General features: G+C 42.7%; 25 protein-coding genes and 2 tRNA genes. 15 read left to right on the top strand and 12 right to left on the bottom strand.

Translation table 11 applies throughout. The features are described 5' to 3' along the window. The first annotated feature begins 8 nt into the window (after nucleotides 1-8). Nucleotides 9-914, top strand: coding sequence for a polyphosphate kinase 2 (gene ppk2 / locus ICN31_RS04055; protein ID WP_216258832.1), 906 nt, complete (start codon nucleotides 9-11; stop codon nucleotides 912-914). Here ppk2 and ICN31_RS04050 read toward each other — a convergent pair. Together ICN31_RS04050 and ICN31_RS04045 are read right to left on the bottom strand one after the other, a co-directional pair. Next, on the bottom strand, nucleotides 911-3,007 hold the full coding sequence (locus tag ICN31_RS04050) for a TonB-dependent receptor (protein WP_216258830.1): 2,097 nt from the start codon (nucleotides 3,005-3,007) through the stop codon (nucleotides 911-913). The genes ppk2 and ICN31_RS04050 overlap by 4 nt on opposite strands. A gap of 83 nt (nucleotides 3,008-3,090) precedes the next feature. Further along, on the bottom strand, nucleotides 3,091-3,459 hold the full coding sequence (locus tag ICN31_RS04045) for a hypothetical protein (RefSeq protein ID WP_216258828.1): 369 nt from the start codon (nucleotides 3,457-3,459) through the stop codon (nucleotides 3,091-3,093). Between the two features lie 60 nt (nucleotides 3,460-3,519). Between ICN31_RS04045 and ICN31_RS04040 the strand changes: the two genes are divergently transcribed. Both ICN31_RS04040 and ICN31_RS04035 read left to right on the top strand, forming a co-directional pair. After that, a tRNA-Pro gene (locus ICN31_RS04040) sits at nucleotides 3,520-3,596 on the top strand. 36 nt (nucleotides 3,597-3,632) lie between these two features. Further along, a tRNA-Arg gene (locus ICN31_RS04035) sits at nucleotides 3,633-3,709 on the top strand. A 296-nt stretch (nucleotides 3,710-4,005) separates the two neighbouring features. Here ICN31_RS04035 and ICN31_RS04030 read toward each other — a convergent pair. Next, complete coding sequence (locus ICN31_RS04030) at nucleotides 4,006-4,509, bottom strand: hypothetical protein (RefSeq protein ID WP_216258826.1); 504 nt, start codon at nucleotides 4,507-4,509, stop codon at nucleotides 4,006-4,008. Nucleotides 4,510-4,569: 60 nt separating this feature from the next. Here ICN31_RS04030 and ICN31_RS04025 point away from each other — a divergent pair, with 60 nt between their 5' ends. After that, entirely contained in the window at nucleotides 4,570-4,851 is a 282-nt protein-coding gene (locus tag ICN31_RS04025; RefSeq protein ID WP_216258824.1) for a hypothetical protein, read from the top strand. A 13-nt stretch (nucleotides 4,852-4,864) separates the two neighbouring features. On the opposite strand, the gene ICN31_RS04020 is transcribed toward ICN31_RS04025, so the two are convergent. Then, complete coding sequence (locus ICN31_RS04020; RefSeq protein WP_216258823.1) at nucleotides 4,865-5,125, bottom strand: hypothetical protein; 261 nt, start codon at nucleotides 5,123-5,125, stop codon at nucleotides 4,865-4,867. A gap of 8 nt (nucleotides 5,126-5,133) precedes the next feature. Next, entirely contained in the window at nucleotides 5,134-5,322 is a 189-nt protein-coding gene (locus ICN31_RS04015; RefSeq protein ID WP_216258821.1) for a hypothetical protein, read from the bottom strand. Nucleotides 5,323-6,159: 837 nt separating this feature from the next. On the opposite strand from ICN31_RS04015, the gene ICN31_RS04010 reads away from it, so the two are divergent. The 5 genes from ICN31_RS04010 (at nucleotide 6,160) to ICN31_RS03990 (ending at nucleotide 12,892) form a co-directional block, all read left to right on the top strand. Further along, nucleotides 6,160-7,497 (top strand): NAD(P)/FAD-dependent oxidoreductase, encoded by a 1,338-nt coding sequence (locus ICN31_RS04010; protein WP_370624263.1) that lies wholly within the window; start codon nucleotides 6,160-6,162, stop codon nucleotides 7,495-7,497. A 353-nt stretch (nucleotides 7,498-7,850) separates the two neighbouring features. Continuing rightward, the gene (locus tag ICN31_RS04005; RefSeq protein ID WP_216258817.1) at nucleotides 7,851-9,377 is read left to right on the top strand and encodes an arylsulfatase; all 1,527 of its coding nucleotides are present in this window, start codon (nucleotides 7,851-7,853) and stop codon (nucleotides 9,375-9,377) included. A gap of 64 nt (nucleotides 9,378-9,441) precedes the next feature. Next, nucleotides 9,442-10,359 carry a transporter gene (locus ICN31_RS04000; RefSeq protein ID WP_216258815.1) on the top strand — a complete coding sequence of 306 codons (918 nt, stop codon included), beginning with the start codon at nucleotides 9,442-9,444 and terminating at the stop codon, nucleotides 10,357-10,359. Nucleotides 10,360-10,363: 4 nt separating this feature from the next. Continuing rightward, complete coding sequence (locus tag ICN31_RS03995; RefSeq protein WP_216258814.1) at nucleotides 10,364-11,482, top strand: formylglycine-generating enzyme family protein; 1,119 nt, start codon at nucleotides 10,364-10,366, stop codon at nucleotides 11,480-11,482. A 354-nt stretch (nucleotides 11,483-11,836) separates the two neighbouring features. Next, complete coding sequence (locus tag ICN31_RS03990; RefSeq protein WP_216258812.1) at nucleotides 11,837-12,892, top strand: malate/lactate/ureidoglycolate dehydrogenase; 1,056 nt, start codon at nucleotides 11,837-11,839, stop codon at nucleotides 12,890-12,892. Between the two features lie 39 nt (nucleotides 12,893-12,931). Here the strand turns inward: ICN31_RS03990 and ICN31_RS03985 are convergent, their stop codons facing one another. Next, entirely contained in the window at nucleotides 12,932-13,171 is a 240-nt protein-coding gene (locus ICN31_RS03985; RefSeq protein WP_216258810.1) for a hypothetical protein, read from the bottom strand. A 258-nt stretch (nucleotides 13,172-13,429) separates the two neighbouring features. Continuing rightward, on the bottom strand, nucleotides 13,430-14,464 hold the full coding sequence (locus ICN31_RS03980; protein WP_216258808.1) for a TRAP transporter substrate-binding protein: 1,035 nt from the start codon (nucleotides 14,462-14,464) through the stop codon (nucleotides 13,430-13,432). A gap of 458 nt (nucleotides 14,465-14,922) precedes the next feature. Between ICN31_RS03980 and ICN31_RS03975 the strand changes: the two genes are divergently transcribed. Beyond that, nucleotides 14,923-15,453: an HPP family protein gene (locus ICN31_RS03975; protein WP_370624262.1), complete on the top strand. Its 531-nt coding sequence runs from the start codon at nucleotides 14,923-14,925 to the stop codon at nucleotides 15,451-15,453. 24 nt (nucleotides 15,454-15,477) lie between these two features. On the opposite strand, the gene ICN31_RS03970 is transcribed toward ICN31_RS03975, so the two are convergent. After that, nucleotides 15,478-15,945, bottom strand: coding sequence for a DUF1348 family protein (locus ICN31_RS03970; protein ID WP_370624261.1), 468 nt, complete (start codon nucleotides 15,943-15,945; stop codon nucleotides 15,478-15,480). A 104-nt stretch (nucleotides 15,946-16,049) separates the two neighbouring features. Here ICN31_RS03970 and ICN31_RS03965 point away from each other — a divergent pair, with 104 nt between their 5' ends. From ICN31_RS03965 to cynS, 5 genes are all read left to right on the top strand, one after another. Then, a complete protein-coding gene (locus tag ICN31_RS03965) occupies nucleotides 16,050-16,544 on the top strand; it encodes an HPP family protein (RefSeq protein WP_216258804.1) in 495 nt (164 codons plus the stop codon). A gap of 187 nt (nucleotides 16,545-16,731) precedes the next feature. Continuing rightward, the gene (locus ICN31_RS03960) at nucleotides 16,732-18,105 is read left to right on the top strand and encodes a CmpA/NrtA family ABC transporter substrate-binding protein (RefSeq protein WP_216258802.1); all 1,374 of its coding nucleotides are present in this window, start codon (nucleotides 16,732-16,734) and stop codon (nucleotides 18,103-18,105) included. Between the two features lie 15 nt (nucleotides 18,106-18,120). Further along, nucleotides 18,121-18,981, top strand: a complete 861-nt coding sequence (ntrB, locus tag ICN31_RS03955) for a nitrate ABC transporter permease (protein ID WP_216258800.1) — start codon at nucleotides 18,121-18,123, stop codon at nucleotides 18,979-18,981. Beyond that, nucleotides 18,971-19,837, top strand: a complete 867-nt coding sequence (locus ICN31_RS03950; RefSeq protein WP_216258798.1) for an ABC transporter ATP-binding protein — start codon at nucleotides 18,971-18,973, stop codon at nucleotides 19,835-19,837. Before ntrB ends, ICN31_RS03950 begins: the two co-directional genes overlap by 11 nt. Before the next feature lie 25 nt (nucleotides 19,838-19,862). Then, entirely contained in the window at nucleotides 19,863-20,306 is a 444-nt protein-coding gene (gene cynS, locus ICN31_RS03945; protein WP_215305056.1) for a cyanase, read from the top strand. Nucleotides 20,307-20,375: 69 nt separating this feature from the next. On the opposite strand, the gene ICN31_RS03940 is transcribed toward cynS, so the two are convergent. Genes ICN31_RS03940 through ICN31_RS03925 form a run of 4 tightly spaced genes read right to left on the bottom strand, consistent with a single transcriptional unit; the run spans nucleotide 20,376 to nucleotide 24,504 of the window. Continuing rightward, the gene (locus ICN31_RS03940; RefSeq protein WP_216258797.1) at nucleotides 20,376-21,248 is read right to left on the bottom strand and encodes a peptidase; all 873 of its coding nucleotides are present in this window, start codon (nucleotides 21,246-21,248) and stop codon (nucleotides 20,376-20,378) included. Nucleotides 21,249-21,303: 55 nt separating this feature from the next. Continuing rightward, nucleotides 21,304-22,101, bottom strand: a complete 798-nt coding sequence (locus tag ICN31_RS03935; RefSeq protein WP_216258796.1) for a transglutaminase family protein — start codon at nucleotides 22,099-22,101, stop codon at nucleotides 21,304-21,306. 17 nt (nucleotides 22,102-22,118) lie between these two features. Further along, nucleotides 22,119-23,078 (bottom strand): alpha-E domain-containing protein, encoded by a 960-nt coding sequence (locus tag ICN31_RS03930; protein ID WP_216258794.1) that lies wholly within the window; start codon nucleotides 23,076-23,078, stop codon nucleotides 22,119-22,121. A gap of 13 nt (nucleotides 23,079-23,091) precedes the next feature. After that, a complete protein-coding gene (locus ICN31_RS03925) occupies nucleotides 23,092-24,504 on the bottom strand; it encodes a circularly permuted type 2 ATP-grasp protein (protein WP_216258792.1) in 1,413 nt (470 codons plus the stop codon). Nucleotides 24,505-24,658 lie beyond the last annotated feature (154 nt).

The following is a 24,658-nucleotide window of genomic DNA, read 5'->3' as shown; positions in this document are numbered from 1 at the left end:
ATAAAGCAATGACGTCAAAGCATAAAGAGATGGACGAGTGGTACAGACGTGCCCGAGAAGAAATTCTCGATAGCATGGATGAAGAGCTTGAGATGGAGCTTGATGATGGTCGTCTTACTGCTGACGGTGAAGAGGGCTCCTCCATACCACGCAATGTCTACTTTAAAGAATTATTCAGACTACAAGGCGAGCTTGTGAAGCTCCAAGATTGGGTTGTCACTAATAAAATGAAAGTGGCCATCTTATTTGAGGGTCGAGATTCGGCAGGTAAGGGCGGCGCCATTAAGCGTATTACTCAGCGTTTAAATCCGCGAGTCTGTAAGGTCGTTGCCTTACCAGCACCAAATGAGCGTGAAAGAACACAGTGGTATTTTCAGCGCTATATTTCACAACTACCTGCTGGTGGCGAGATCGCCTTATTTGATCGCAGTTGGTATAACCGTGCCGGTGTTGAAAAGGTCATGGGATTTTGTACCAAGAAAGAGTACGAAGAGTTTCTCAGAACCGTTCCAGATTTAGAGCGCATGATGATCAGCTCTGGAATTATTCTGATTAAGTATTGGTTCTCGATTTCAGATGATGAGCAGTACAGCCGCTTTATGATGCGTATTCATGATCCCCTAAAACAGTGGAAGCTCAGCCCAATAGACTTAGAGGCTCGCCGTCTTTGGGAGGCCTATACCAAAGCTAAAGAGACTATGCTTGAGCGTACCTCCATTCCAGAGGCACCTTGGTGGGTTGTGGCAGCAAATGATAAGAAAAAAGCTCGCTTAAATTGCATTAGCCACTTATTGGCCCAAATTCCTTATAAAGAAATAGATCATCCGGCCATTAAACTGCCTGCACGAGTTCATAACCCAGATTACTTACGTGGTCCTGTACCGCCAGAGATGTACGTCCCAGATCTGTATTAAAACGTTCCCCGTAGTCCCAGCATTACACTTCTGCCAGGCTGCGGTGCGTACAGTCTGACTGCCATTGGAGTAGTGGCATAACGAATCTGCTCATTGAGCAAGTTCTTCATATTCAGGTACACAGTCCAATTCACCTGCCGAATCTTTTCTGTAAAAGATATTCCAGCATTTAATAAGTTATAACTTGGGGCTGGACCTTGTTCCCAACTGGCAAGTCGGTTTTGTTGATAGCTATAGATATAGGTAGCGCTCGTTAACCAACCATTGCGTTGATGGGCTAGCTCAGCGCCAAGTCTGGGTGCAGGTTGTAAGGGTAGATTGCCGCCAGCATCAAAGCTTCCTTGTGAAGCATCGCCAAAAACTCTTCCACCTAAGCCTTGCTCACGCCAGTTATAGGTTAATTCACCCTCAATGCCTTTGATGGTTGCAGCAGCTTGCTGTGCGGTCACCACATTAAAGCCGTTGCCATCAACCCCTGGATTGTTAATTGAGTTGCCTGTGTAAAAGCCATAAATATAGTTGTTGAATCGGTTTGCATAAACACTTGCTTTGCCGCGCAACAAACCAATATTTCTTTGTAAGTTGAACTCTAAGTTATGAGAGGTTTCTTTGGTGAGATTAGGGTTACCAATATCAAAAGTAGCAGTTGATTCATGAGCACCATAGGAGTAGAGCTCTTGTGCACTAGGAGCGCGCTGTGAAACGGTATAAGCAACACCAATACCGTGGCCTGGTACAAAGCTCCACAAGCCACCCGCAGAATAGGACATCAAATTAAAACTTCGATTTTGCAAAGTAATGCCTGGGGTAGGCGTTCCTTGAGCAGTGGGCTGAGATTCTAAAACTGTCGATGTATTGGGATTTTGGGCGACATTGTTATAGCGCAATCCTAAATTACCCTGAAGTGAATTCCATTGTCCTTCTTCAATCCAAAATAACGCATTGGAATTAGTCTTAGTTGGTGGAACGATTGCATAACTTCCAGTGCCTACTTCTGTTGCATTGAGAGAGGCGGCAGAAACTTGAGCGCCAAAGGTGCCCCTCCAACCTAGAAGGGGATTATGGGCTAATTCAAAGCGGGCCTCATTAGCAATATTTTTCCAAAGGGCAGCTGCTTCACCCACATTATTAAATTCTGTATGGTTGTAATTACTATTAGCAGCGCTAAATTTAAATGATGAGAAGCCAGCAAAAGGATCACGGGTTTGATGCTGAAAGTCATAGCGATTCTGTGACTGATTAATTGAGCCACCTTCAGGCGTCGGAATACCGTAGTTATTATTTAAGCGCTCAACAGATACACCGGTGTAACCATTTTGTCCTATATAAGAAACGCCAACGCCCAAATTGTTTTGATTGCTAAAGCTATTGGGAAGTTTTCCTGTGTAGTTATTGCCGCCATTACCCTCGGGCGGAACAGTCCAACCACCAATGGGTTCGCCTTGTGATTGTGTTGAGCTGCCAGGGATACGGTAATTATTAGCATTATTGATTGCAGTATCAATATGAACAGCTACTGAGCCAAAGCCTCCATCTATCTCAAGTGATCCAGCACGGCCATTATTCACAGTTTCATAACTGGTATTGATTGCACCAGTAGGCCTATCTGGAAGATTAGTCAAAATACGATCATTCACTACATTGACTAGGCCGCCGCTAGAGCCTGATCCATAGAGCAGGGCAGCTGCACCACGCAGTATTTCTACTTGGTGTGCGTTTTGCATATTGTTACCAACGGCATGATCTTGGGAGATATTGGAAACATCGCCAACAGAGAGACCATTTTGCAAAATTTGTACACGAGATCCCTCAAGACCACGAATGACTGGACGAGATGATCCGGCTCCATAGCCGGTAGCAGATACACCTAATTCATTGGCAAGAGTTGCACCCAGTGTCGACCCAAGTTTATTTAACAACTCATCACCTTGTAACACCTTGGTTGGTGTCAAGATGCTTTGGGCAGCCTCTTGTGAGCCAGTGGCAGTAATTTCCAGACTAGGTGTTTGTGCACTGGATAGACTAAACAACAATCCAGAAAATGGAATACACAGCAGTGATTTATAAATCAACAGATTACGCTTGCAATACATTGATGAACTTTCATTCTGATCAGCATCTATAGAAGATGCTGCTTTAATCTAAAGCCCAGGCAGTACCCGGGCCGCTAAAGTCATTACAGAATGAAAGTAGGGGGAGCGCGCGACTGGTATGAAGCAGTAGAAGATTCAGGAAGAACCAGATCTACCGAAGAAATCAGAGCAGAAACAGAAGCGGGAAGATGAACAACATCAGAAACACCCGCCGGAACAAATCCAGCAAGGGTCAGAGCATCATATAAATGACAGGCATCAGAACTATGAGTAATACCCGCACCTGAATCGGTAGCAGAACATTGATCAATACTCTGTGCAGATAGACCGGCATGCGAAATACTATGGGCAAAGCCAAGCCAGTGGGTTCCTAGAAGGCAAAAGACGAGCAAGGCTACTGAAAAAGCAGCTAAGAAGCGTTTCGGATATTTGCTAGGAAAATAGGCAACCATGCCCCGAATCTTACCCGATTTGCCCCAAATAGCCCTGTCAGTGTAGAATACGGGTTCCGTCGGAGTGTAGCGCAGCCTGGTAGCGCACCTGCTTTGGGAGCAGGGGGTCCAAGGTTCGAATCCTTGTACTCCGACCACTTTCCCCAAATGTTCTAGATTTACCCAGCATATAACTGCCCATAGCTCAGCTGGATAGAGCAACGCCCTTCTAAGGCGTAGGTCGCACGTTCGAATCGTGCTGGGCAGGCCAACTATCCCCCTTAGAACTATCCAATTCAACTATTTAGGTGTTCACGACAAACCTCACCTGTTGTCCAATATAGCGAAAACTTGTCCAAAAGGCCACAAACTTGTCCAGTTTCTTGTCCAGATGGGGGAGGGGGAAAACCTACAGATTTCAATATCTTTATAAGGGTGCTTCTGACGCTAGCTTAAGTTTTGAAATTTAGAGTTTTGGGTAGAGCTATCAAACTGAAAGCAAACAGTACCTGTGGTTTGATTAACGGCAATACCTTGATGCAAATTCAATCTGTAGCTGGGCAAAAATTAAATATCTATTTTTAGACCTGCGAATTGTTTTTTTGTTTTTACACCATGAACGACCAATTCAGAGCCATCAGATAATTCTTCTACAAGAATTAACCTGCTGTCGGATGCCTCCACAACTTCACTTTTTTTAGTTTCACCAATTTTAAAAATGTCTTTAAGTGGATTGCCGATAATTTCATCCTTTGCATCATTATCATCTACCTTCTCTTCATCGACAAAAAGACTTTCTATATTAGTCTTGATGGTCAACCTCTTGGAAAAGCAAGTGTTGTCAATAATTTTCCATTCGGAAGCTTCAAATATATTAACCAATGCATCTATATAATTAAAATCATTTTTGATTACCATGCGTAGCTTGCCTTCTGAGTTGAAACTTCCATCTGCAAAATATTCATCCACAGACACTCCTCGTATAAAGATGAAGGTTGTATCGCCATCTGATACCTCCTTTTTATTTATTGAGGCATCAACCATCCACCTACCTATAATATTTTTGTTCATAAAATTATTTATATTAGAATTAATCTGTTTAAGAAATTTTAACTCGCATTGGAGACTATCATGGCCGTAGCAAAATGTGAAGACTGTGGAAGGCGAATTAGCGATGCGAGGCGCATATGCCCTGCATGCGAAAGAATGGCAAGTTCAGATAAAAAAGTAAGTTCTGCCAAACGAGTAAGAAAATCTACAAAAAAAGAAGAAGACTCATCATCAAATCTCATGACAATAATTTGGTGCGTTGTTGCAGGCTGTATATTCTTCTTTTGGTTTCTACCAGCCATGTTTGGTATTTTCAAAATGATTGGAATTGGCATGCTTTTAACAAAAATCTTTGGGCAGTAAGTCTTAGAAAGACTCAAAAAAGTAGCCCATCAATACCAGCATCTTTACAGGCTCGTCTTCCTGCTTCCTTTATGTCGGCAAGAATTTTGGGGTTACTTAGTGCATAAGGGTTGTTCTGGGAGAGCCACAAAATCTTACAAGCTGTTGCGTTATCCTTTGCTTTTGTTGCGTCTAGGGCCATCTGTATACGAGCCATAAGTATTTCTTTGTCCGTCTGAGCTTGTATTAAATTGGAAGTAAATAAAAGAGTAACCGCCAGTAGTAATTTTTTCATCTTAAGCATTAACCCCAAATTGCTATCCACAGGACAAAGAGTATAAAAACGCCAATAAGTGCTTCAATCGTAGCGATAATAGGATTCTCTTTGAATTCCATACGAATTATAAAAACTATAAAAATAATTCCTAATATCCATCCAATCAATCCAAATATACTAACTGCAGCACCACCCAGCATTGACCAAAACCACATTAGGCTCTCCTATACAAATTTAATACAGTTTATTATATTTTTCATATGAATAAATGTGTTGCTACCCTCCTGTTTTTTAGCTTTATTAGCCATAAGGCTCATGCAATTCTTGAGGATGATGCTTACAGCTTCTATAGCACCAATAAAAACCAAGTTAATGAGGTAACCATTAAATGGATAACGGTTAAAGATATTCAGAAGTCGTGCGAAGCTGAAAGCAGAAAGAGGGGTAACAATGGTTTTGGATACCCTATAGATGCATGCTCATTCTGGGATGACAAAAAGGACTCGTCTGGGAAAACTAAAAGAACTTGTCAAATTTACACTACTAAAAAGACAAATAACGATACCGTTGGCCATGAGGTTCGACATTGCTTTCAAGGCGAGTATCACAAATAGGTAAGTCTAAAGAAGACTTCTGTAACAGGGTCTACCAAACCACTAAGAAACAGTACCTTTGGTTTGATTAGACAATGAATTCATCATTTCGGCAATTTAAATCCCTGCTTTACCCACATAAAGAGAAAATAACTAAGAGTAATTACGACTAGCGTACCAACTATTTTCACACTAGACCATTCGACCGCCTGCTAATGCCACCCGACATCCAACCCATTCCAACCAACCCCAGGGTTCTCCGTGCCTATGCCACACCAGAAGCCAACGCCTTAATGCCATTGTTTTTTATTGTTGTTTAGCCTCATTTTTAAAGCTTCTAAGGCGTAGGACGCACGTTCGAATCGTGCTGGGCAGGCCAAAAACTTAAAAATATTGGACATACCATTTAGATATAAAGATAGTGTTTAAATAGAGGTTCGAAAGTTTTGAGGTATGCGCGTGAGTCAGGTTCACAAGATCGTCATAGTAGGGGGTGGTGCTGGGGGCTTGGAGCTTGCCACTAAGTTGGGCAACCGCTATGGTTCTGCAAACCCTGGGTCACAAAAAATCAGTATCACTTTGGTGGACAAGAATCGTACCCATATCTGGAAGCCTAAACTCCATGAAGTCGCTGCAGGCATTATGGATCTTGCCGATCAAGAATTAGACTACATTGCTCAAGCCCATTGGCATCACTTTGCCTTTCGGATTGGTGAGCTGATCGATATTGATCGAGAGAAGAAAGAAATTCGGATTGGACCATTTTTAGATGACATGGGTCAATCGGTAACGCCAGAACGATTGATTCCTTATGACACCTTGATTATTGCGATTGGTAGCTTAACCAATGATTTTGGTACGCCAGGTGTAGAAAAGTATGCTCAGCGCTTAGAGTCGCTAGCCGATGCAAAGCGTTTTCATTTGCGCATGATTAATGCCTGCCTTAGAGCTGAGTCCCAGCATGCTCCTTTGGCATTAAATCAATTGAAGGTGGCCATTATTGGCGCTGGCGCAACGGGTGTAGAGCTTGCTGCAGAATTACATCGCACAACGCGTCAGGTGATTTCATACGGCATGGATCGCGTGAATCCTGACAAGGATCTGAAGGTGATTCTCATCGAGGCTGCGCCACGAATATTGCCAGCCCTACCAGAAAGAGTATCGTCGGCGGCGCAAACGCTGCTAGCGGATCTTGGGGTAGAGGTGATTACTGGCGCAAAGGTGGAAGAGGTCTTTTTAGATAAGTTACGACTGGCTGATGGAATCGAGATTCCTGCAGAATTAATTGTTTGGGCTGCTGGTGTGAAGGCGCCTGATTTTTTACATGAAATTGGGGGCTTAGAAAGTAACCGTGCAAATCAATTGGTAGTGTTGCCAACGCTACAAACCACGCGTGATTCCCATATCTTTGCAATGGGCGATTGCGCTGCCTGCCCTTGGCCAGAAGCAAACGGGGGAAAAGGAGGAATTGTTCCTCCACGTGCTCAAGCAGCACATCAACAAGCCTCCCATTTATTTGCTCAAATTGAAAACATTGTTCAAGGTAAGCCTTTAAAAGCCTACCGATACCGCGATTTTGGCTCGTTGGTTTCATTAGGTAAATTTAGTAGCGTCGGCAGCATGATGGGAGGATTGATTGGTGGCAGCCTCATGATCGATGGCTTTTTTGCAAAGATCATGTATCTGAGCTTGTACAAACTACATCAACTGGCCTTGCATGGATGGGTCAAAGTCATACTCGACACAATCAGTCGCTTAATTCATCGCAGAACTGATTCGATTGTGAAGCTTCATTAAAGCCAATTCATCTAAGGCGTAGATGGCACGTTCGAATCGTGCTGGGCAGGCCAAAGGCCCGACTGGCCGATCGGATCTACTCAAAAAACCCAACTTTATAGTGGTCAGTTGACCCGATCCTGACCAAGTTCACCCATCTTTTGTAACGCCAGGTAGGGCGTAGGTTGATCTTTGGAAGTAGTCGGATTTATAGGGTAAACCATATTAATTGAGTTATTAATTTTGACTAGAAAATGCTGTTTAAACCACTTCCATTCATGTTAAATTTCATCATTAGTCCTCTGAGCTGAATTAGCGTTTTGCTGAATCTACCGCCTTAGTTCTCAAGATTTATCAATTCTTAGGGGCATTAAATGAAGCTGAGTAAATTGAAGCAGTCAATTGTTAGCTTATGTTTAGCAATATCTCTAGTCTCTCCAACTGCATCTATTGCACAAACTGCACCTACTCAAAAGAAACCTAACGTTGTTTTTATTCTTGCAGATAACGTTGGCTATGGTGATATGGGGCCTTACGGTGGCGGTGAATTACGAGGTGCTCCTACGCCACGCACTGATGAATTAGCCAAGAGTGGGCTGAAGCTGACCCAGTATTTGGTAGAGCCAGCATGCACACCATCTCGTGCTGCATTAATGACCGGGCAATACTCCATTCGGAATGGTTTGTCACTTGTTGCAGAGGCAGGCACTCCTAGTACTTTACCGGGCAAAGCCTACACAATGGGTAAATTGTTTAAAGATGCAGGTTACGCCACCGCAATTTTTGGAAAATGGCATTTAGGTGCATCACCTCAGAGTTTGCCCGGTGCTCACGGATTCGATCAGTATTACGGTCTACCGCCGGATGTCTCTTGGGATTCTGCCACCTACGTTGCACAAGCTTTACAAACACATTCCTATCCAAATGTACCCGATAAGGTTTTATATGAAAAGGGGCCTTGGGTTACTCAGCAAAAGGGAAATGGACCGCTTGAGCGCATAAAGCCATTTACGATGGAGGTCAGAGCAGAGATTGATAATGAATTGACTGATAAATCTATTGCATTCATGAAGCAGCAGAATGCCGCTGGCAAACCATTCTTTCTGTATCTGCCATTCTCAATGGGTCATTCACCCAATCTTTCTTCAAAGCAGTTCGCTGGAAAATCCCGCATTGGTCAGTACGGTGACAAATTGATGGAGGGGGATTATCACGTTGGCCAAATCATGGATGCCCTCAAAGAAATGAATATTGAGGACAATACTATTTTGGTTTTTGCCTCTGATAATGGTAGTACCGGACAGTACATGATGACTTATGATCGATTGGGTCTTGGTGCTCCTGACATGGGATCAAATGGCCCGTTTCGAGGGGATCTAGGCGAGGCCACGGAAGGAGCTGTTCGTACTTTTTGCTTTATTCGCTGGCCTGGTCGCATCGCCCCAAATACCTCTTCATATGCCATGTTTTCGATCATGGACTTTATGCCGACCTTTGCCGCTGTCTTAGGCACTAAGCTACCAACAGATCGAGCCATTGACGGAGTCAATCAATTAGATACGCTCACTGGTAAAAACAAAATAGGTAATCGCGAACATTTAATGTCCTTTATTGGCGCGGATTTAGTGGCAGTTCGCTGGAAGCAGTGGAGAATGTATTTTAGGGATATGAATCGAACGGGTACTGGTCAGCAAATGCTTGGCGGCATAGCTGCTAATTCAGTTCCAATGTACTACCCAAAGGTTTACAACATCGAAATGGATCCGCATGAAGATTTACAATTAGTAAATTACGAATCAATTTCAGTTAACGCATTCAAAGCAATTCAAGAGTATCTTGCCTCGGTTAAGAAGTTCCCCAACCCACCACCTGCTAACTTAACCAACTTTAATGCGCGTTAAGAAGGAATGTTGAGTGCATAGCCAGCTTTGCAAAAGAAGTTTAGGAATTTTTTCTAAACTTCTTTTGATTTCATTCGGCTTCTTTTCGTCACAATCGGTATTGGCAGATGAAGGCGGAGTTCCATTTTGGATGTCTGGTCAATACGCCAGTATGGCAGCAGTCCCTTCTAACCCTGGATGGTCATTGGTATTGATGCCCTATGTCTATAGTGGTAGTGCAGATAAATCAAAAAACTTTCAACATGGCCAAAGCGTTAATGCTGGGTTAAGTGCTAGAGAGTCTATTTTCTTATTTCAGTTGGGATACTCGGCAGAGGAAAAGATCTTAGGCGGGCAGCCCTATGTTGGAGTAGGCTGGGGTCCCGGATCGAATACCACTACTGCATTTGCAAGTGTCTCTAATATCAATACTGAATTTAATAAAGAAAATTCGGTGACAGGAAGTACTGATATATATCCCCTAGCCAGTTTGGCTTGGAATAAAGGTAATAATAATTTTATGACCTATGTGACTGGAGATATACCAGTGGGTACCTATAGTGCAACCAGTCTTTCTAGTATTGGTATTGGTCATGCTGCAATGGATGCAGGTGGTGGCTATACCTATTTAAACAATACAACTGGCCTTGAATTCTCTAGCGTAGTGGGTGCAACATATAACTGGATGAACAATCAAACCAACTATAAGAACGGCATTGATTCTCACTTGGATTGGTCTGTTTCACAATTTCTATCGCAAAATTGGCAGGTGGGTATTGCGGGATATGGCTACTATCAACTCACTGCGGACTCTGGTAGCGGAAATAGGGTGGGGGCCTTCAAATCCCAAGTTGCAGCCATTGGTCCACAAATTGGATATCTATTTAATATTGGTAAAAAACAAGCCTATATAAATTTGCGTGCTTATAAAGAGTTCTGGGCACAGAACCGAGTTGAAGGGTATGCCATGATTTCGACCATTAGCATCCCGTTAGGAAAGTAGCAGAATGAATCTACAGCGTCGAGTATTGATTGTGGTTGCCGTTGCTGCTTTAGGCTTGGGCTCCTATTTCATCTGGAGTAATTACTTTTCAAAATCTCAGAAATCCATCCCAGAAATTCGTCTAGGTGATGGCGTTAATAGCCCAAAAGGGATGGCCTGGATTCCTGGCGGTGAATTCTTAATGGGGAGTGACCATAAAAAAGCACAGGCCAATGAGAAGCCTACGCATAAAGTGAAGGTGTCTGGATTTTGGATGGATATCACTCATGTCACTAATGATCAATTCGCACAATTCGTTAAAGAAACCAATTACAAAACAACTGCAGAGAAAATCCCAGATTGGGAAACCATTCGTGTACAACTTCCACCAGGAACACCTAAGCCGCCTGCTTCAGTATTTGTAGCTGGCGCCATGGTTTTTGTTGGTACGAAAGAAAAAGTGAATCTGAACGATTACTCACAGTGGTGGGCCTATATGCCTGGTGCAAATTGGCGACATCCATCTGGACCAAAAAGTAATATTGATGGCAAGGGAAATCATCCAGTAGTTCAAGTGAGTTACGAGGATGCTTTGGCATACGCCAAGTGGGCCGGCAAAAGATTACCTACTGAAGCAGAGTGGGAGTTTGCAGCTCGCGGCGGTTTGAATCAAGCAACCTATGTATGGGGTGATCAACTAGAGCAAGAAGGAAAGTTACCAGCAAACATTTGGGATGTAAAGAAGCAGGCATTTCCGGTAGTTAATCCAGTCCTAAGTCCTAAGGCGGGAGGTGCAATCGGTACCAGTTCAGTAGGAACCTTTCCACAAAATGGCTTTGGCCTATTTGATATGACTGGCAATGCTTGGCAATGGGTTGCCGATTGGTATCGCTCAGATTATTTTGCGATGCAAGCTAAGGAGTTTGGTAATGCTGTAGCTAATAATCCTCAAGGTCCAAGCAGCTCATATGATCCAGATGATTATGGTGTGCCTGCAAATGCACCCAAGAGGGTGATCCGAGGCGGATCATTTTTATGCAATGAAGATTATTGCCAGTCTTATCGTCCAAGTGCAAGACGTGGCGCAGATCCATATAGCCCAATGTCACACCTTGGATTTAGATTGGCAAAAGACTCAAAGTAGTATTTTTGTCGGTTTACCCGACAAAATAGACATCCGACCGCCTGCAGATGCAATGTCGGATCCATGGCATTCCACTCCGAACCAAAGATCTCTGTGCCTACAGGGCACCAAAAGCCAACACCTTAAACGCATTGTTTCTGCTGTTGTTTAACCTCATTTTTACAGCTTCTAAGGCGTAGGTCGCACGTTCGAATCGTGCTGGGCAGGCCAAACCACCATTAGTTCATATAAATCTAGGCTGAGCATTGGCTCGATTGAGGTTGATTATGGGTTAGCTCGTCTAGAGTTTAGATGACCTTGGGTAGGGCGTTAATAATTCATAATCTAGGATGAGAAACAATAAATCAGCTTACTATGCCAATCTTTCATGCTGAAGATCTAAAAACTAAAATTGCTCAAATAATTAGAGCCACTGGTAGCTCTGAGGTCGAGGCCTTGCGGGTTTGCACAAACTTGGTTGAGTCAAATTTAAAGGGTCATGATTCCCATGGTGCTGGAATGATCCCGCGTTACATCGAATCATTTCAAGAGGGATCTTTGCAGCCCAATCAAAGCATCAAGGTAACAAGCGATCTAGGTAGCATGTTAGTACTTGATGGGCAGAAAGGCTTTGGGCAAATTGTCGGCGAAGAAGCAATCCAGTTAGGGATTTCTAGGGCAAAAAAATTAGGTAGTTGTATTGTGTCCTTATCGCGTGCTCACCACTTGGGTCGCATTGGGCATTTCGCTGAAATGGCTGCAGCGGAGGGCTTAGTTTCAATTCATCTAGTGAATGTTATTTCTGCTCCAGTTGTAGCAGTTTGGGGTGGCGGTATAGGTAGACATGGCACCAATCCATTTTGTATTGGCGTGCCGATTACTAATCGTGAACCATTTATTTTGGATTTTGCTACTAGCCGCTCTGCGCAGGGCAAGATGCGGGTTGCCTCTAATGCAGGCAAACAAGTTAGCCCTGGTTTTTTAATTGATCAACAGGGCTTGCCCACCACCGATCCAAGCGTTGTTGTAAAGCCAGATGCTGCTGGTAATTTTGGAGCTTTAATGCCTTTTGGAGAGCATAAAGGCTCAGGTTTGGCTATAGCCTGTGAATTGCTGGGGGGTGCATTAACTGGGAGCGGCACTTGGAAGCCACCGAAAATAAAAAAACGTGCTATCTGGAATGGGATGTTATCGATTTTGATCAACCCCGTTAGCATGAGCTCAAAAGAGCAATTTGAATTGGAGACAAACTCATTTATTGATTGGGTATATCAAAGCCCAGCTAACGAGGCTGGTATTCCGGTTATGCTAGCTGGTGAACCCGAACGAAAAATGATGGCAATACGTATGGCAGATGGCTTTGAAATTGATGATAAAACTTGGAAAGATATTTGTGAGGCAGGGAAAAAAGTTGGGGTCAACTTAGACTAGGATCAATTTTCATTTTGTCGAGTAAACCGATAAAAGTGTTTACTGTCTTCTACGTTTTTTCCACGTGTAGGGTTCGTCATTTGGGAATTTACCGCTAGTGATGCCATCTGCTCCAAACTTGCCAGCAATCTCTAAGTCGTTAAATTTAATAGTAACAAACTCACCCAATTCTTTGGCCCATGCCATGGCCTCATTAAGCGTCTTAAATTCATACGTTTTCGAGTTATGTTCTATTGTTATCACTTTAAGTCCAGCGATTGGAATAGGATCTGTAGCCATTCAAGGTTAACGAATCTACCGAAAGTCTCACGCCAACTGATCCAGACTCTGCTCGCACGTTCGAATCGTGCTGGGCAGGCCAAAGGCCCGATCGATCGATGAGATCGCATTAAAATCCCCGATTTTATGGTAGTCAGTTGGCCAAGGGTGGGAACAATTCCATTTGCACCGGAGTCGGTCAAGACCGCGATGAAGGAGTAGTCATCCGCTAAAGCATGATGAAAGCTGCTGATACACTATTTAGAGTTTGGAGCTTGCTCATAACTTTCCAACGGATTGTTCTAGTAGGTTCCAGCCAGTTTTTCCAAAATGCTCTCGCCATCTTCCATAGAAGCCATCGCCTAGTTTATTTTTAAAGCTTTGGATATTAGCTTGATTGAATTTTTGACCGCGCTCAGCAAGGGTAACTTCAAGTTGCTTGTTTAAATTATTCGTATAGGTTCTTTGTAGAGATACATATTTTTTGACATTCTTGAGAACTATTTCTTGAATATCACCTGGCAGCGATTTCCAGAATTTCTGATTAGCTAGGAGATTAAATCCAGACCACATGTGATTTGTAATAGATTGATTATTACTAACTTCATACAGCTTATTGACTTCTGTGATTACGAGAGGATTTTCCTGTCCATCGACCTTGCGAGTCTTCATCGACTCATAGAGCTCGCGAATATTCACTGTGACAGGTGTTGCTCCAAGAGAGCTAAATAGATCACGAAACATTTCGCCGTCAGGAACTCTAATGCGCATTCCAGATAGGTCGGCTGGCGTATAGATTGCTTTATCAATCATACCAATTTGCCTAAATCCATTTTCTAATAGCCCGTATTGAAATCGATAGATTCCTTTTGCTGCACATTCTTTTGCTATATATTCACCCAGAGACCCGTCATTAGCAGCGTAGACTTGAGCATTATTTTGGAAAGCGAATGGAATGCCTTGGATCTCTGCAATGGGTACTACCTTTCCTAAAATTCCCCCCATCAGAGTGAAGAACTCGAGATCTCCACGTTGCAGCATATCTAATGCCTGAGGGTCCGAACCAGGAACTTGATTGTTCTGGGCATAAACTGTAATTTGTAATTGCCCATTGGTTTCTCGACCGACAGCAGACCACATATCCACTAAAAAGGAATGTTGGTGACTGATTGCAGGTTGATTATGGTATTGCGAGCCAATCCATTTTGCCCCTTGAGAGTAAGCAGGTTGACTAATGCTGCTAATAGTTGAGGCTCCTATAAGACTGGCTCCGTATTGTAAAAATTGACGTTTTCTATTGTTCATTACTTTCATGATGTCGCCCCAACCCTTTCGGATATTTTTAGTGTTGCTACCAGTAATACTGAGATTTAATTAAACTTCTCTCGGTGGTACCGAATATGTTCAAGTTGATTATGAATACTTGCAGCTGCAGCTTCTTTTCAGGTCACAAAAGATGCGCCTACTGAAATTCTTTCAATTTCCCTGGAGACTCTGTCAGCTATTATTTGACTTTAAAAAATGTTAAGTTTTGGAATGTTTAGCCTATCACAGAAGGGTGTTTAAATGCCGTTAGATGCCAGCCGTTGTATGAAAGGACGCTTGGAATGTCGGTTTAACGGACTCCGCATCTGCCAACACCATCGCTGACCCATCGCATTTCACTCGGAAACACAGATTTCGGTGTGTATGCCATACCAGATCTAAACATCTTATTAAGGCCTCTCAAAGATGTATACGACTATAAAGCCGCTGTTTATTTAGGAGTCTCGGTGTTTTATGACTATCATCAAATGATGAAAACTTTGATATTGCGTTTGCTCTGGGTTTTGATTGGATCTTCTGTGGCGATTATTTTGGCTTTGTGGATTACACAAGCTAATTCTCCACTGCTACTAGCCTCCTTAGGGGGAACAACACTTTTTTTGTTTGCTCTTACTACTGCTCCTGCAGCACAGCCAAGAGCGGTGTTTGGTGCGCATCTGATTAGTAGCTTGGTGGGTATATTGGCTTATCAGTTATTTGGAGATGCTTTTTGGGTCTACATCATTGCTCTAGTAGTCACAATAGGGCTCTTACTAATAATGAGATGTGTGCACCCTCCTGCTGGAGCAAATCCATTAATTATGATCCAAGCCCATGCAAGCTTTATCCATCTTGGAGTAACTGTAATGGTAGGTGTTAGCGTTATTTTTGCAGTAGCCTTCATATGGAGCCGACTTGGATTTGGAGTAAGAAAATATCCAATATCCTGGACTCAACCGTCGCCACCATCTCTCAACTGGAGTATTTGGGACCATTGACTTTAGTATTCAATGGATCATTAGTTAGAAGCCAAAACTATTCAGAGCTGGATGATCATCTGGTCTTCTGCCAAGCGGCCAGAAAAATTTTCTTTCTGTCTCTTTAATTGGTAAATCATTGATGCTAGCAAAGCGACGCATCATAAAACCATTCTCGTTAAATTCCCAGTTTTCGTTTCCAAAGCTTCGCGTCCAGTTGCCTGAGTCATCATGGCATTCATAAGCAAACCTTACAGCAATTCTATTATCAGTAAAGGCCCAAAGTTCTTTAATTAAACGGTAATCTAATTCTTTAGCCCATTTGCGCCGTAGAAATTCTTTTACTTGCTCCCGGCCATTTGGAAATTCAGAGCGATTCCGCCAAATAGTATCTTCGGTGTAAACCAGAGATACTTTTTCAGGATCACGAGTATTCCATGCATCTTCGGCCATTCTAATTTTTTGAATAGCTGTCTCCATAGTGAAGGGAGGTAGCGGTAATTTTTGCTCCATTTTTATCTCCATAGCATTTAGTTTTTAAATAAGAATATATGATGTATCTCATATGACATTAACAGTTAGACTGTTTGCGCATGTTACGTAAACTTCTTCATAAAATGATCTCTTTTTTAGATCGGGTGGCTCCTGGGCAACCAAGCGTGCCCTTGAGAAAAGTGTTGTCTATTTCTTTTGGTGTTGGACTCACTTTATTTGTAATCGTTTTTCTCAATCAGGCCTATGGCACTTTGAGTTCTGACGAGTCCATGGTGGTCGCGGTCTTTGGGGTAAGTGCATTACTCATTTTTCTATATCCAAAAAGTAAGCTCTACGCACCATTGATGATTTTGGAGGCTAATTTGTTTGCCTCTTGTATCGCATTTGCTTGCGTTTATTTATTTTCTGCGTCGCTCTTAGGCTTAACAATTGCAATACTTAGCACCATTTTGGGGCTTTATCTCTTAGGCCGCATACATCCTCCAGCGCTGTTTCTTGCTGTGGTAATTGTGATGGCCAGGGTCAATAACGTTGATTTTCTTTTTTATCCAGTTCTGGTTGATTCTTCGATATTAGCCTTAGCAAGCTATTTAAATCGAAGCTTTCTCAAAGCGTAGTCCAAATCTTTCAATATTTACTTTTAGGCTCGCCCTAGAGATTTGCTCAACTAGCCATTCACTATTTTGGTGCAATGGCTATTTTTTACTGCTTTATTGGTGCATTTCATCATGATGAGCTCTTAAGGGTCTATTCAAAATGAGGCATAGATTTTTTATTGAAGTAAACAACGCCTAGGAGATTTCAATGAATTCATATCGCCCCTTTGATCCTGACAGACCCTTATTTAGCAGTCGCTGTAGCTGTGGACGACATGCATCTGATGCTGAACATGGGCTTGATTTATCTGCAAAGATTGATGAAGAGCAAATGAGTGCTGATTTTGTTGAGGCGAGTCTTGTTAAGGCCTTGTTTCCTCAAGAAAGTCGTCGTCGTGCATTCTTAAAGGCAGTAGGTGCTGGTGGCGCGATGAGTGCCTTGTCTGGTTTCCTTCCAGTTGGTGCTTTACAAGCAATGGCCCAAGATAAAGCCCCCCTTGAAAAACCAGATTTAAAGATTGGCTTTATTGCTATTACCTGTGCAACGCCTCTGATCATGGCCGATCCATTAGGCTTTTATAAGAAACAAGGCCTCAATGTAACCCTAAATAAAACAGCTGGCTGGGCTTTGATTCGAGACAAGATGCTCAATAAAGAGCATGACGCTTCCCATTTCCTCTCACCAATGCCAATTTCGATGTCGATGGGATTGGGATCAGATCCTTCACAAATGCGTGTTGCAACGATTCAAAACGTGAATGGTCAAGCGATTACTCTGGCAAATAAACATAAAGATAATCGCGATCCATCAAAATGGAAGGGTATGAAATTCGCCGTTCCATTTGAATATTCTATGCATAATTTCTTGCTACGCTATTACGTAGCACAGGCAGGCTTGGATCCAGATAAGGACATTCAAATCCGAGTAACCCCGCCTCCAGAGATGGTCGCGAATTTACGCGCCGGAAATATTGACGGTTTCCTTGGACCTGACCCATTTAACCAGCGTGCTGTATATGACGAGGTTGGATTCATTCATATTCTGACTAAAGAGATTTGGGATGGCCATCCATGCTGCGCTTTTGGAACCTCCGAAGATTTTATTAAGAAAAATCCTAATACCTTTGCAGCCCTATACCGTGCGGTATTAAATGCCTCAACCATGGCGCGTAATCCTGAAAACAGGCCATTGATTGCCAAGGTGATTTCTCCTGCAAATTATTTAAATCAACCTGAAACAGTAGTGATGCAAGTATTGACCGGTAAATTTGCTGATGGACTTGGAAATATTCAAAATGTACCAGATCGAATTGATTTCAACCCAATTCCTTGGTACTCCATGGCAACCTGGATGCTGACCCAAATGCAACGCTGGGGCTATGTAAAAGGGGATGTCAATTACAAGGATATTTCAGAGAAAGTATTCCTACTCACTGATGCTAAGAAGTATATGGGCGAGACAGGTATTGCCGTTCCTCCATTAGCCAAAGCAGGTTACAAAAAAGACAAGATCATGGGTAAGGAATTTGACCCAAGTCAGCCTGCTGCTTATCTGAAATCTTTTCCGACTACTAAGGCCTAGATCAGAAGGTAATCAATGAATAAGTTATCCGTTAAAACCCGAGGAATGATCCTGTCAGTTGTTATTTTGCTGATGGCCTTATGTATTTGGCATATTGTGACTGCCCCCAAAGTAGTTTCGACCCCTGCAGCACTAACAGGCTCGAGTGAATATCAGGCGCTCATGGGTCAGGGGGCGGGGACTACGGTTGAAAAGTCGGGCTTTCCAACTCTCGCAAAAATGGGGGAAACCTTTTATCAGCAACTCTCACATCCTTTTTATGACAATGGGCCAAATGATAAAGGGATAGGTATTCAGCTGGCTTATTCTTTGGCTCGTGTAGGTCTCGGTTTCTTGTTGGCAATGTTAGTCGCTATTCCTTTCGGATTTCTAATAGGCATGTCTCCCTTAGCATATGAAGCATTTAATCCCTTTATACAAATCCTCAAGCCAATATCACCGTTAGCTTGGATGCCAATAGCGCTGTATACGATTAAGGATTCTTCTATCTCTGGAATCTTTGTAATCTTTATTTGCTCTGTATGGCCAATGTTGTTGAATACCGCCTTTGGGGTCGCTAATGTTCGCAAAGAATTATTGAATGTTACAAAAACCTTGGAAGTATCACCAATGCGGAAAGCTTTCCTCGTTATTCTGCCAGCAGCAGCACCTACTATTTTGACCGGTATGCGTATCTCAATGGGTATTGCTTGGCTAGTGATTGTGGCTGCAGAAATGTTAGTGGGGGGTACTGGTATAGGCTACTTCCTATGGAATGAATGGAATAACCTATCTTTATCTAGCGTTATTTTTGCAATCATCATGATTGGATTGGTTGGCATGTTGCTCGACATTGCTTTTGCAAAATTACAGAAGGTTGTTTCTTATGCAGACTGAAAATTCATTTTTGAAAGTTGAGAACTTAAGTAAGTCATTTAAGGCAGGCTCACCACCAGTATTTGAAGGCATCAATTTCGAAATCGAACGCGGCGAGTTTGTTTGCATCATTGGGCATTCAGGATGTGGCAAGACAACGATTCTAAATGTCCTTGCTGGTCTAGAGGAGGCTACAGATGGCTATGCCTATATGCTCAGTCGAGAAATTAAGGGCCCTAGCTTGGATCGTGGCGTTGTTTTCCAAGGTCATGCATTAATGCCATGGATGACAGTGCTACAAAATGTTGCTTTTGCCGTCAAGTCTAAGTATCCCGACTGGAATAAATCTCAAATTACTGAGCATTCTAAAAAATATTTAGCAATGGTTGGCTTAATAAATGCAGAGAATAAAAAGCCATCAGAATTATCTGGCGGTATGAAGCAAAGGGTTGGTATTGCAAGAGCCTTTGCAATTGAGCCAAAAATGCTATTACTGGATGAGCCGTTTGGGGCTTTAGATGCATTGACTCGCGGGGTGATTCAAGATGAATTACTCAAGATTTGTAGCGAGACCAAACAAACGGTATTCATGATTACGCATGATGTTGACGAGGCTATTTTGTTATCAGACAAGATTATGTTGATGAGTAATGGACCGAATGCTCGGATTGCAGAAATTGTCATCAATACCTTGCCTAAAAATCGAAAGAGGGCAAATTTGCATCATGACCCAATGTACTACCCCATGAGAAATCACTTAGTTGATTTCTTAGTAAATCGCTCAAAAGACTTGCAAATCAAGGGATCTGCTGGAGAGCTAGATGGTTACCAGCCAGTATTAGTATGTCCTGGTTTGCACACACCGATTACTCAATAAATTGAATATCAAGGAGAAAAAAATGATGGACCGTTCTGTAGTTACGCAAAAGATCATCGAAGCAAAAGTGCGAAAAGGAATGAAGTGGAGTGATATTGCGAAAGCAATTGGCGAATCAAAGGAGTGGGTAACAGCTGGTTGCCTTGGACAAATGACCTTTACTAAGGCGCAAGCCGAGGCTGCCGGTAAGTTGTTTGAGCTAACTGATGAAGAAATGGCTTGGTTACAAATTGTTCCGTATAAGGGTTCTTTGCCAACTGCTGTACCAACAGATCCACTGATCTATCGCTGGTATGAGATTGTGAGTGTGTATGGCACCACCATTAAAGAGCTCATCCATGAAGAGTTTGGTGATGGAATTATGAGTGCAATTGATTTTTCTATGGATATACAGCGCGAGCCAGATCCTAAGGGAGATCGGGTGCAGGTAGTCCTTTCTGGTAAGTATTTATCCTATAAGACTTACTAATCTCTAATCGTAATGACAAAAAACCCTTGTTTTACTCAAGGGTTTTTTATTTCCATTGACCCAAACAGGCTAGACTTTTTTCTTTACTGTAGTTTTCTTGGTGGCTGCCAAAGTTGGTGCAGCAGTTTTTTTCTTCCTGAGTTTGGATGGTTGCCCGTGAATTGCTACTGGGCCCATCTTTTTTGCAGGTGCAGAAATTGCGCTAGATTTATTGGCACCACTCCAGCTTGGTTCGGAAATAGAATTAAATGCTGCCCGTAGCTTCTCTCCCCATACCTGATGGATCATTTTGTAATAGGGATTAGATTCATCTAAAGTCACCAGCTTACTTGCCTTAAGTGAGTTCTTTTCGTAAACCAATAAATCAAGAGGTAAGCCAACAGAGATGTTGCTATTTAAGGTTGAGTCCATCGAAATCAATGCGCATTTAGTAGCCAGATTGAGCGGTGTTGAAAAATTCAGCACACGATCCAGAATCGGTTTACCGTATTTGGCTTCACCAATCTGGAAGTAGCAATTCTCTGGCGTCGCCTCAATAAAGTTTCCAGCAGAGTAGATATTGAATAGGCGTGGCCGCTCACCTTTTACCTGTCCGCCAAAGATCAGATTGCAGTTAAAATCAATCCCTGCTTTTTCTAAGGCCTTATGGTCGCGATCATAAACTTGCTTAATCGCATCTCCGACCACTGCAGCTGCATCATGGGCGTTATCCACATTCCATAGATTTTTACCGTTGAGCATTTGGCCTTGGAGAAGTATTTCTTTGACAGCTTGGGTAATAGCCAAGTTACCGGCGCTCATCAGTGAAAAAAAACGATCTTTGTCTTTTTGGAACAAAGTCATTTTTCTAAAGGTCCCGATTTGATCTACACCAGCATTTGTGCGGGTATCCGATAAAAATACAAGCCCATCTTTTAAGCAAATCCCAACACAATACGTCATACCTTAATCCTTTGATTTAATCCCTTGAATTATCCCGCAAATATTTGAGGATTGTTCAGGCTAACTTTTGTATAGAAATGGTAGCGCTGAGCTCTTCACCACCGCCACCTGTGCGCACTCCCTTAACGGGGGCAGCAGAGTAATAATCTTTGCCAATAGCCAAGCGAATATGGCGGGCATCTACTAGGCATGCGTGAGTGATATCAATGCTAGTCCAGATTCCTTTATCGATATCACTACAAAAATCAATCCAAGCATGGCTAGCTAGGTTTGGTGACTCTTCGGCAAAGAAATATCCACTGACATAACGAGCCGGAATATGGGATGCCCGACATAAGCCCAGCATGACATGGGCATGATCTTGGCAAACACCGGATTTCATGACAAAGGACTGTACTGCAGTAGTCGCAAAATTGGTTTGCCCTGGCACGTATTGAATGGTCTCTTGTATGGCAGTTGCTAATTTGAGAACATCATCAATAGAGTTCTTCTTGGGAAGTTTGCTAGCAAAATAGGCCAGCATTTCTTCGCTTGGCTCGGTTAGGTTGGTTTGCTGCAGAAGATAGTAGGGCGATACAGCCTTTGGGTTGTCGATGAACTCATAGGCGTCTTGGGTCCGTACTTCACCTTCAGCCTCAATCATCATAGAGGTATAAGGGCTTTCTTGAACAAAGACGCTGCAAGCATTTCCAAAGGCATCAATTGAATTTGAGGCTTGAATCGGAGTATTGATTTTCCATTTACTGACCTCCTGGCCTGCATTGGTGCTTGGCGTTAGGCGAAGTTCTTGAATGGAATACCGTACTGGTGTTTCATAGCGGTATTCGGTTTGATGGCGGATCTTCAGATACATATATTCATTAAAAGGCTTTAGATAGCTGCTAGTGGGATAAGGTAGGCGCTACTAAATTCATTAGCAATATGATTAATGCGCTCCAAGAAGGTTTCAATAAATTCCTCTAATCCTTGCTCAAAGACTTCATCAATATCGGAGTAATCAAGACTTGCCTTGAGTTTTCCTAATAGACGTTCAATGTCTTTGGATTGTTGATTCTTGACCTCAGATATTAATGGGATTAACTCATTAATACAGCATACCAATGAGCGTGGCATCTGCTTATTAAAAATCAGTAACTGAGCTACTTGCTTTGGGGTCACTTGATCTGAATAGATTTGACGATAAATTTCAAAAGCAGACACAGATCGAAGTAGTGCTGCCCAATGGTAAAAATCAAAAAAGTTATGATCAGCGCTATCTTCTAATGCTTGAATGGTCTCTTGCTCTTCATATTTATTTTCTAGAATACGGGCCGTGTTATCGGCACGTTCTAGTAGCGTGCCTACTCTAATAAAGTAGAAGGCTTCATTTTTTAGCATTGTGCCATGTAAGACTCCTCTGAAAAGATGGCAGCGGTGTTTTACCCATTCTAGTAATCTACTGGGGTCAGCTTGATGCCTTGATTCTAGAATTTGCTGTAATTCCAGCCAAGTAGTATTTTGGGTTTCCCATACCTCAGATGTAATTCGGCCTCTGATGACGCGAGCATTTTCACGAGCTGCAAATAAACAAGAAACAATGCTAGATGGATTGCCAGTTTCATAAATCATGAAGTCCAATACATTTTCACGATTGATCAAATCATATTGACTAAGAAAACTTTCTTCTAATTTTGAGATCGTCAGTAATTTTTTCCAGCTCTGCTCTAGAAACTGAGCAGGTTGAGGTAATAGTGATGTTTGATGATTGACATCAAGCATACGAGCAGTATTTTCTGCTCGCTCAGTGTATCGGGCCATCCAATAAAGGCAATCAGCAGTGCGACTTAACATGCTTGCTCCTCCTTCATTCCTCTAGCACCCAGGTATCTTTGGTGCCACCGCCTTGGGAGGAGTTCACAACTAAAGAACCTTCTTTCAGAGCAACCCTAGTTAATCCGCCAGGGACCATTTTGATGGTTTTTCCTGAGAGGACGAAAGGTCTTAGATCAATATGCCGAGGTGCAATGCCTGACTCCACAAAAGTTGGGCAGGTAGATAACGCTAAGGTAGGTTGTGCAATATATCTATCTGGATTAGCAATCAAATGGGCTCTAAATTCTTGAATTTCAGCCTTTGTTGATGCTGGTCCTACTAACATGCCATAGCCACCAGCACCATGAGTCAGCTTGACTACAAGTTTATCGAGGTTCGCTAGCGTATATGCTAAGTCATCTGTCTTTCGACATTGATAAGTAGGCACATTATTGAGAATTGGTTTCTCGCCCAGATAGAACTCAATCATCTCTGGAACATAAGGGTAGATCGATTTATCATCGGCCACACCAGTACCAATAGCATTGGCTAGGGTGACGTTGCCAGCGCGATAGGCGGAGAGTAGTCCGGCCACTCCAAGCGTAGTATCTGAGCGGAAGGAAAGTGGATCTAAAAAGTCATCATCTACCCGGCGATAGATCACATCGACACGCTCTGGCCCCTGAGTAGTGCGCATAAAGACTTGTTCATTCTTTACAAATAAATCTTTACCCTCAACTAACTCAACACCCATCTGCTGTGAAAGATAGCTATGTTCAAAATATGCAGAGTTATACATGCCTGGTGTTAGGACTACTACGTTCGGCTTTTTAACATCATCTGGTTTGACCGATTTCAAGCACTCTAATAGAAGATCTGGGTAGTGACCTACGGGGGCAACACGATATTTTTGAAATAGATCCGGAAAAAGGCGCATCATCATCTTGCGGTCTTCAACCATATAAGACACACCAGAAGGAACGCGTAGGTTATCTTCTAGAACATAAAATTCACCTTCGCCTGCTCTAACAATATCAATGCCTGCAATTTGTGCGTAGATATCACGAGGCACACTCACATTTCGCATCTCTGGGCGATATTGAGCATTGTTAAATATTTGCTCTGCAGGAACAATGCCGGCTCTGATGATGTCTTCATCGTGGTACACATCGTAGATAAAGCGATTGAGTGCTTTAACGCGTTGCCGTAAACCTGTTTCTAGAAGTTCCCATTCCTTGGCATTAAAGATACGGGGTACTTGATCAAATGGAATAGTTCTTTCTGCACCCAGGTTGTCTCCATAAACAGCAAAGGTAATGCCAACACGCCTAAAAATAAGATCTGCTTCTGCACGCTTTAAACCCATCAAGGTTTCGCTTTGTTGCATTAACCATTGATGAAAAATTTGGTAGTGTGGACGTGCTTTACCATTGGCATCGAGCATTTCGTCATAAGGCAAGTTCATAGTTACTAAACTAACGCCTCTAGAAACAATGGGCCCAGTTGCTGGGAACAGCTTGGTGCTCTAATGCACTATTTAAGTGCAATAATTAGTTGAAGCCTCATTTTTAAAGCTTCTAAGGCGTAGGTCGCACATTTGAATCTTGCTGGGCAGGCCA

Origin of the sequence: Polynucleobacter sp. UB-Piko-W3, assembly GCF_018881635.1 — a bacterium.
In the GTDB taxonomy this organism is placed as follows: Bacteria; Pseudomonadota; Gammaproteobacteria; order Burkholderiales; family Burkholderiaceae; genus Polynucleobacter.
This window is presented reverse-complemented; position numbering and strand designations above follow the sequence as displayed.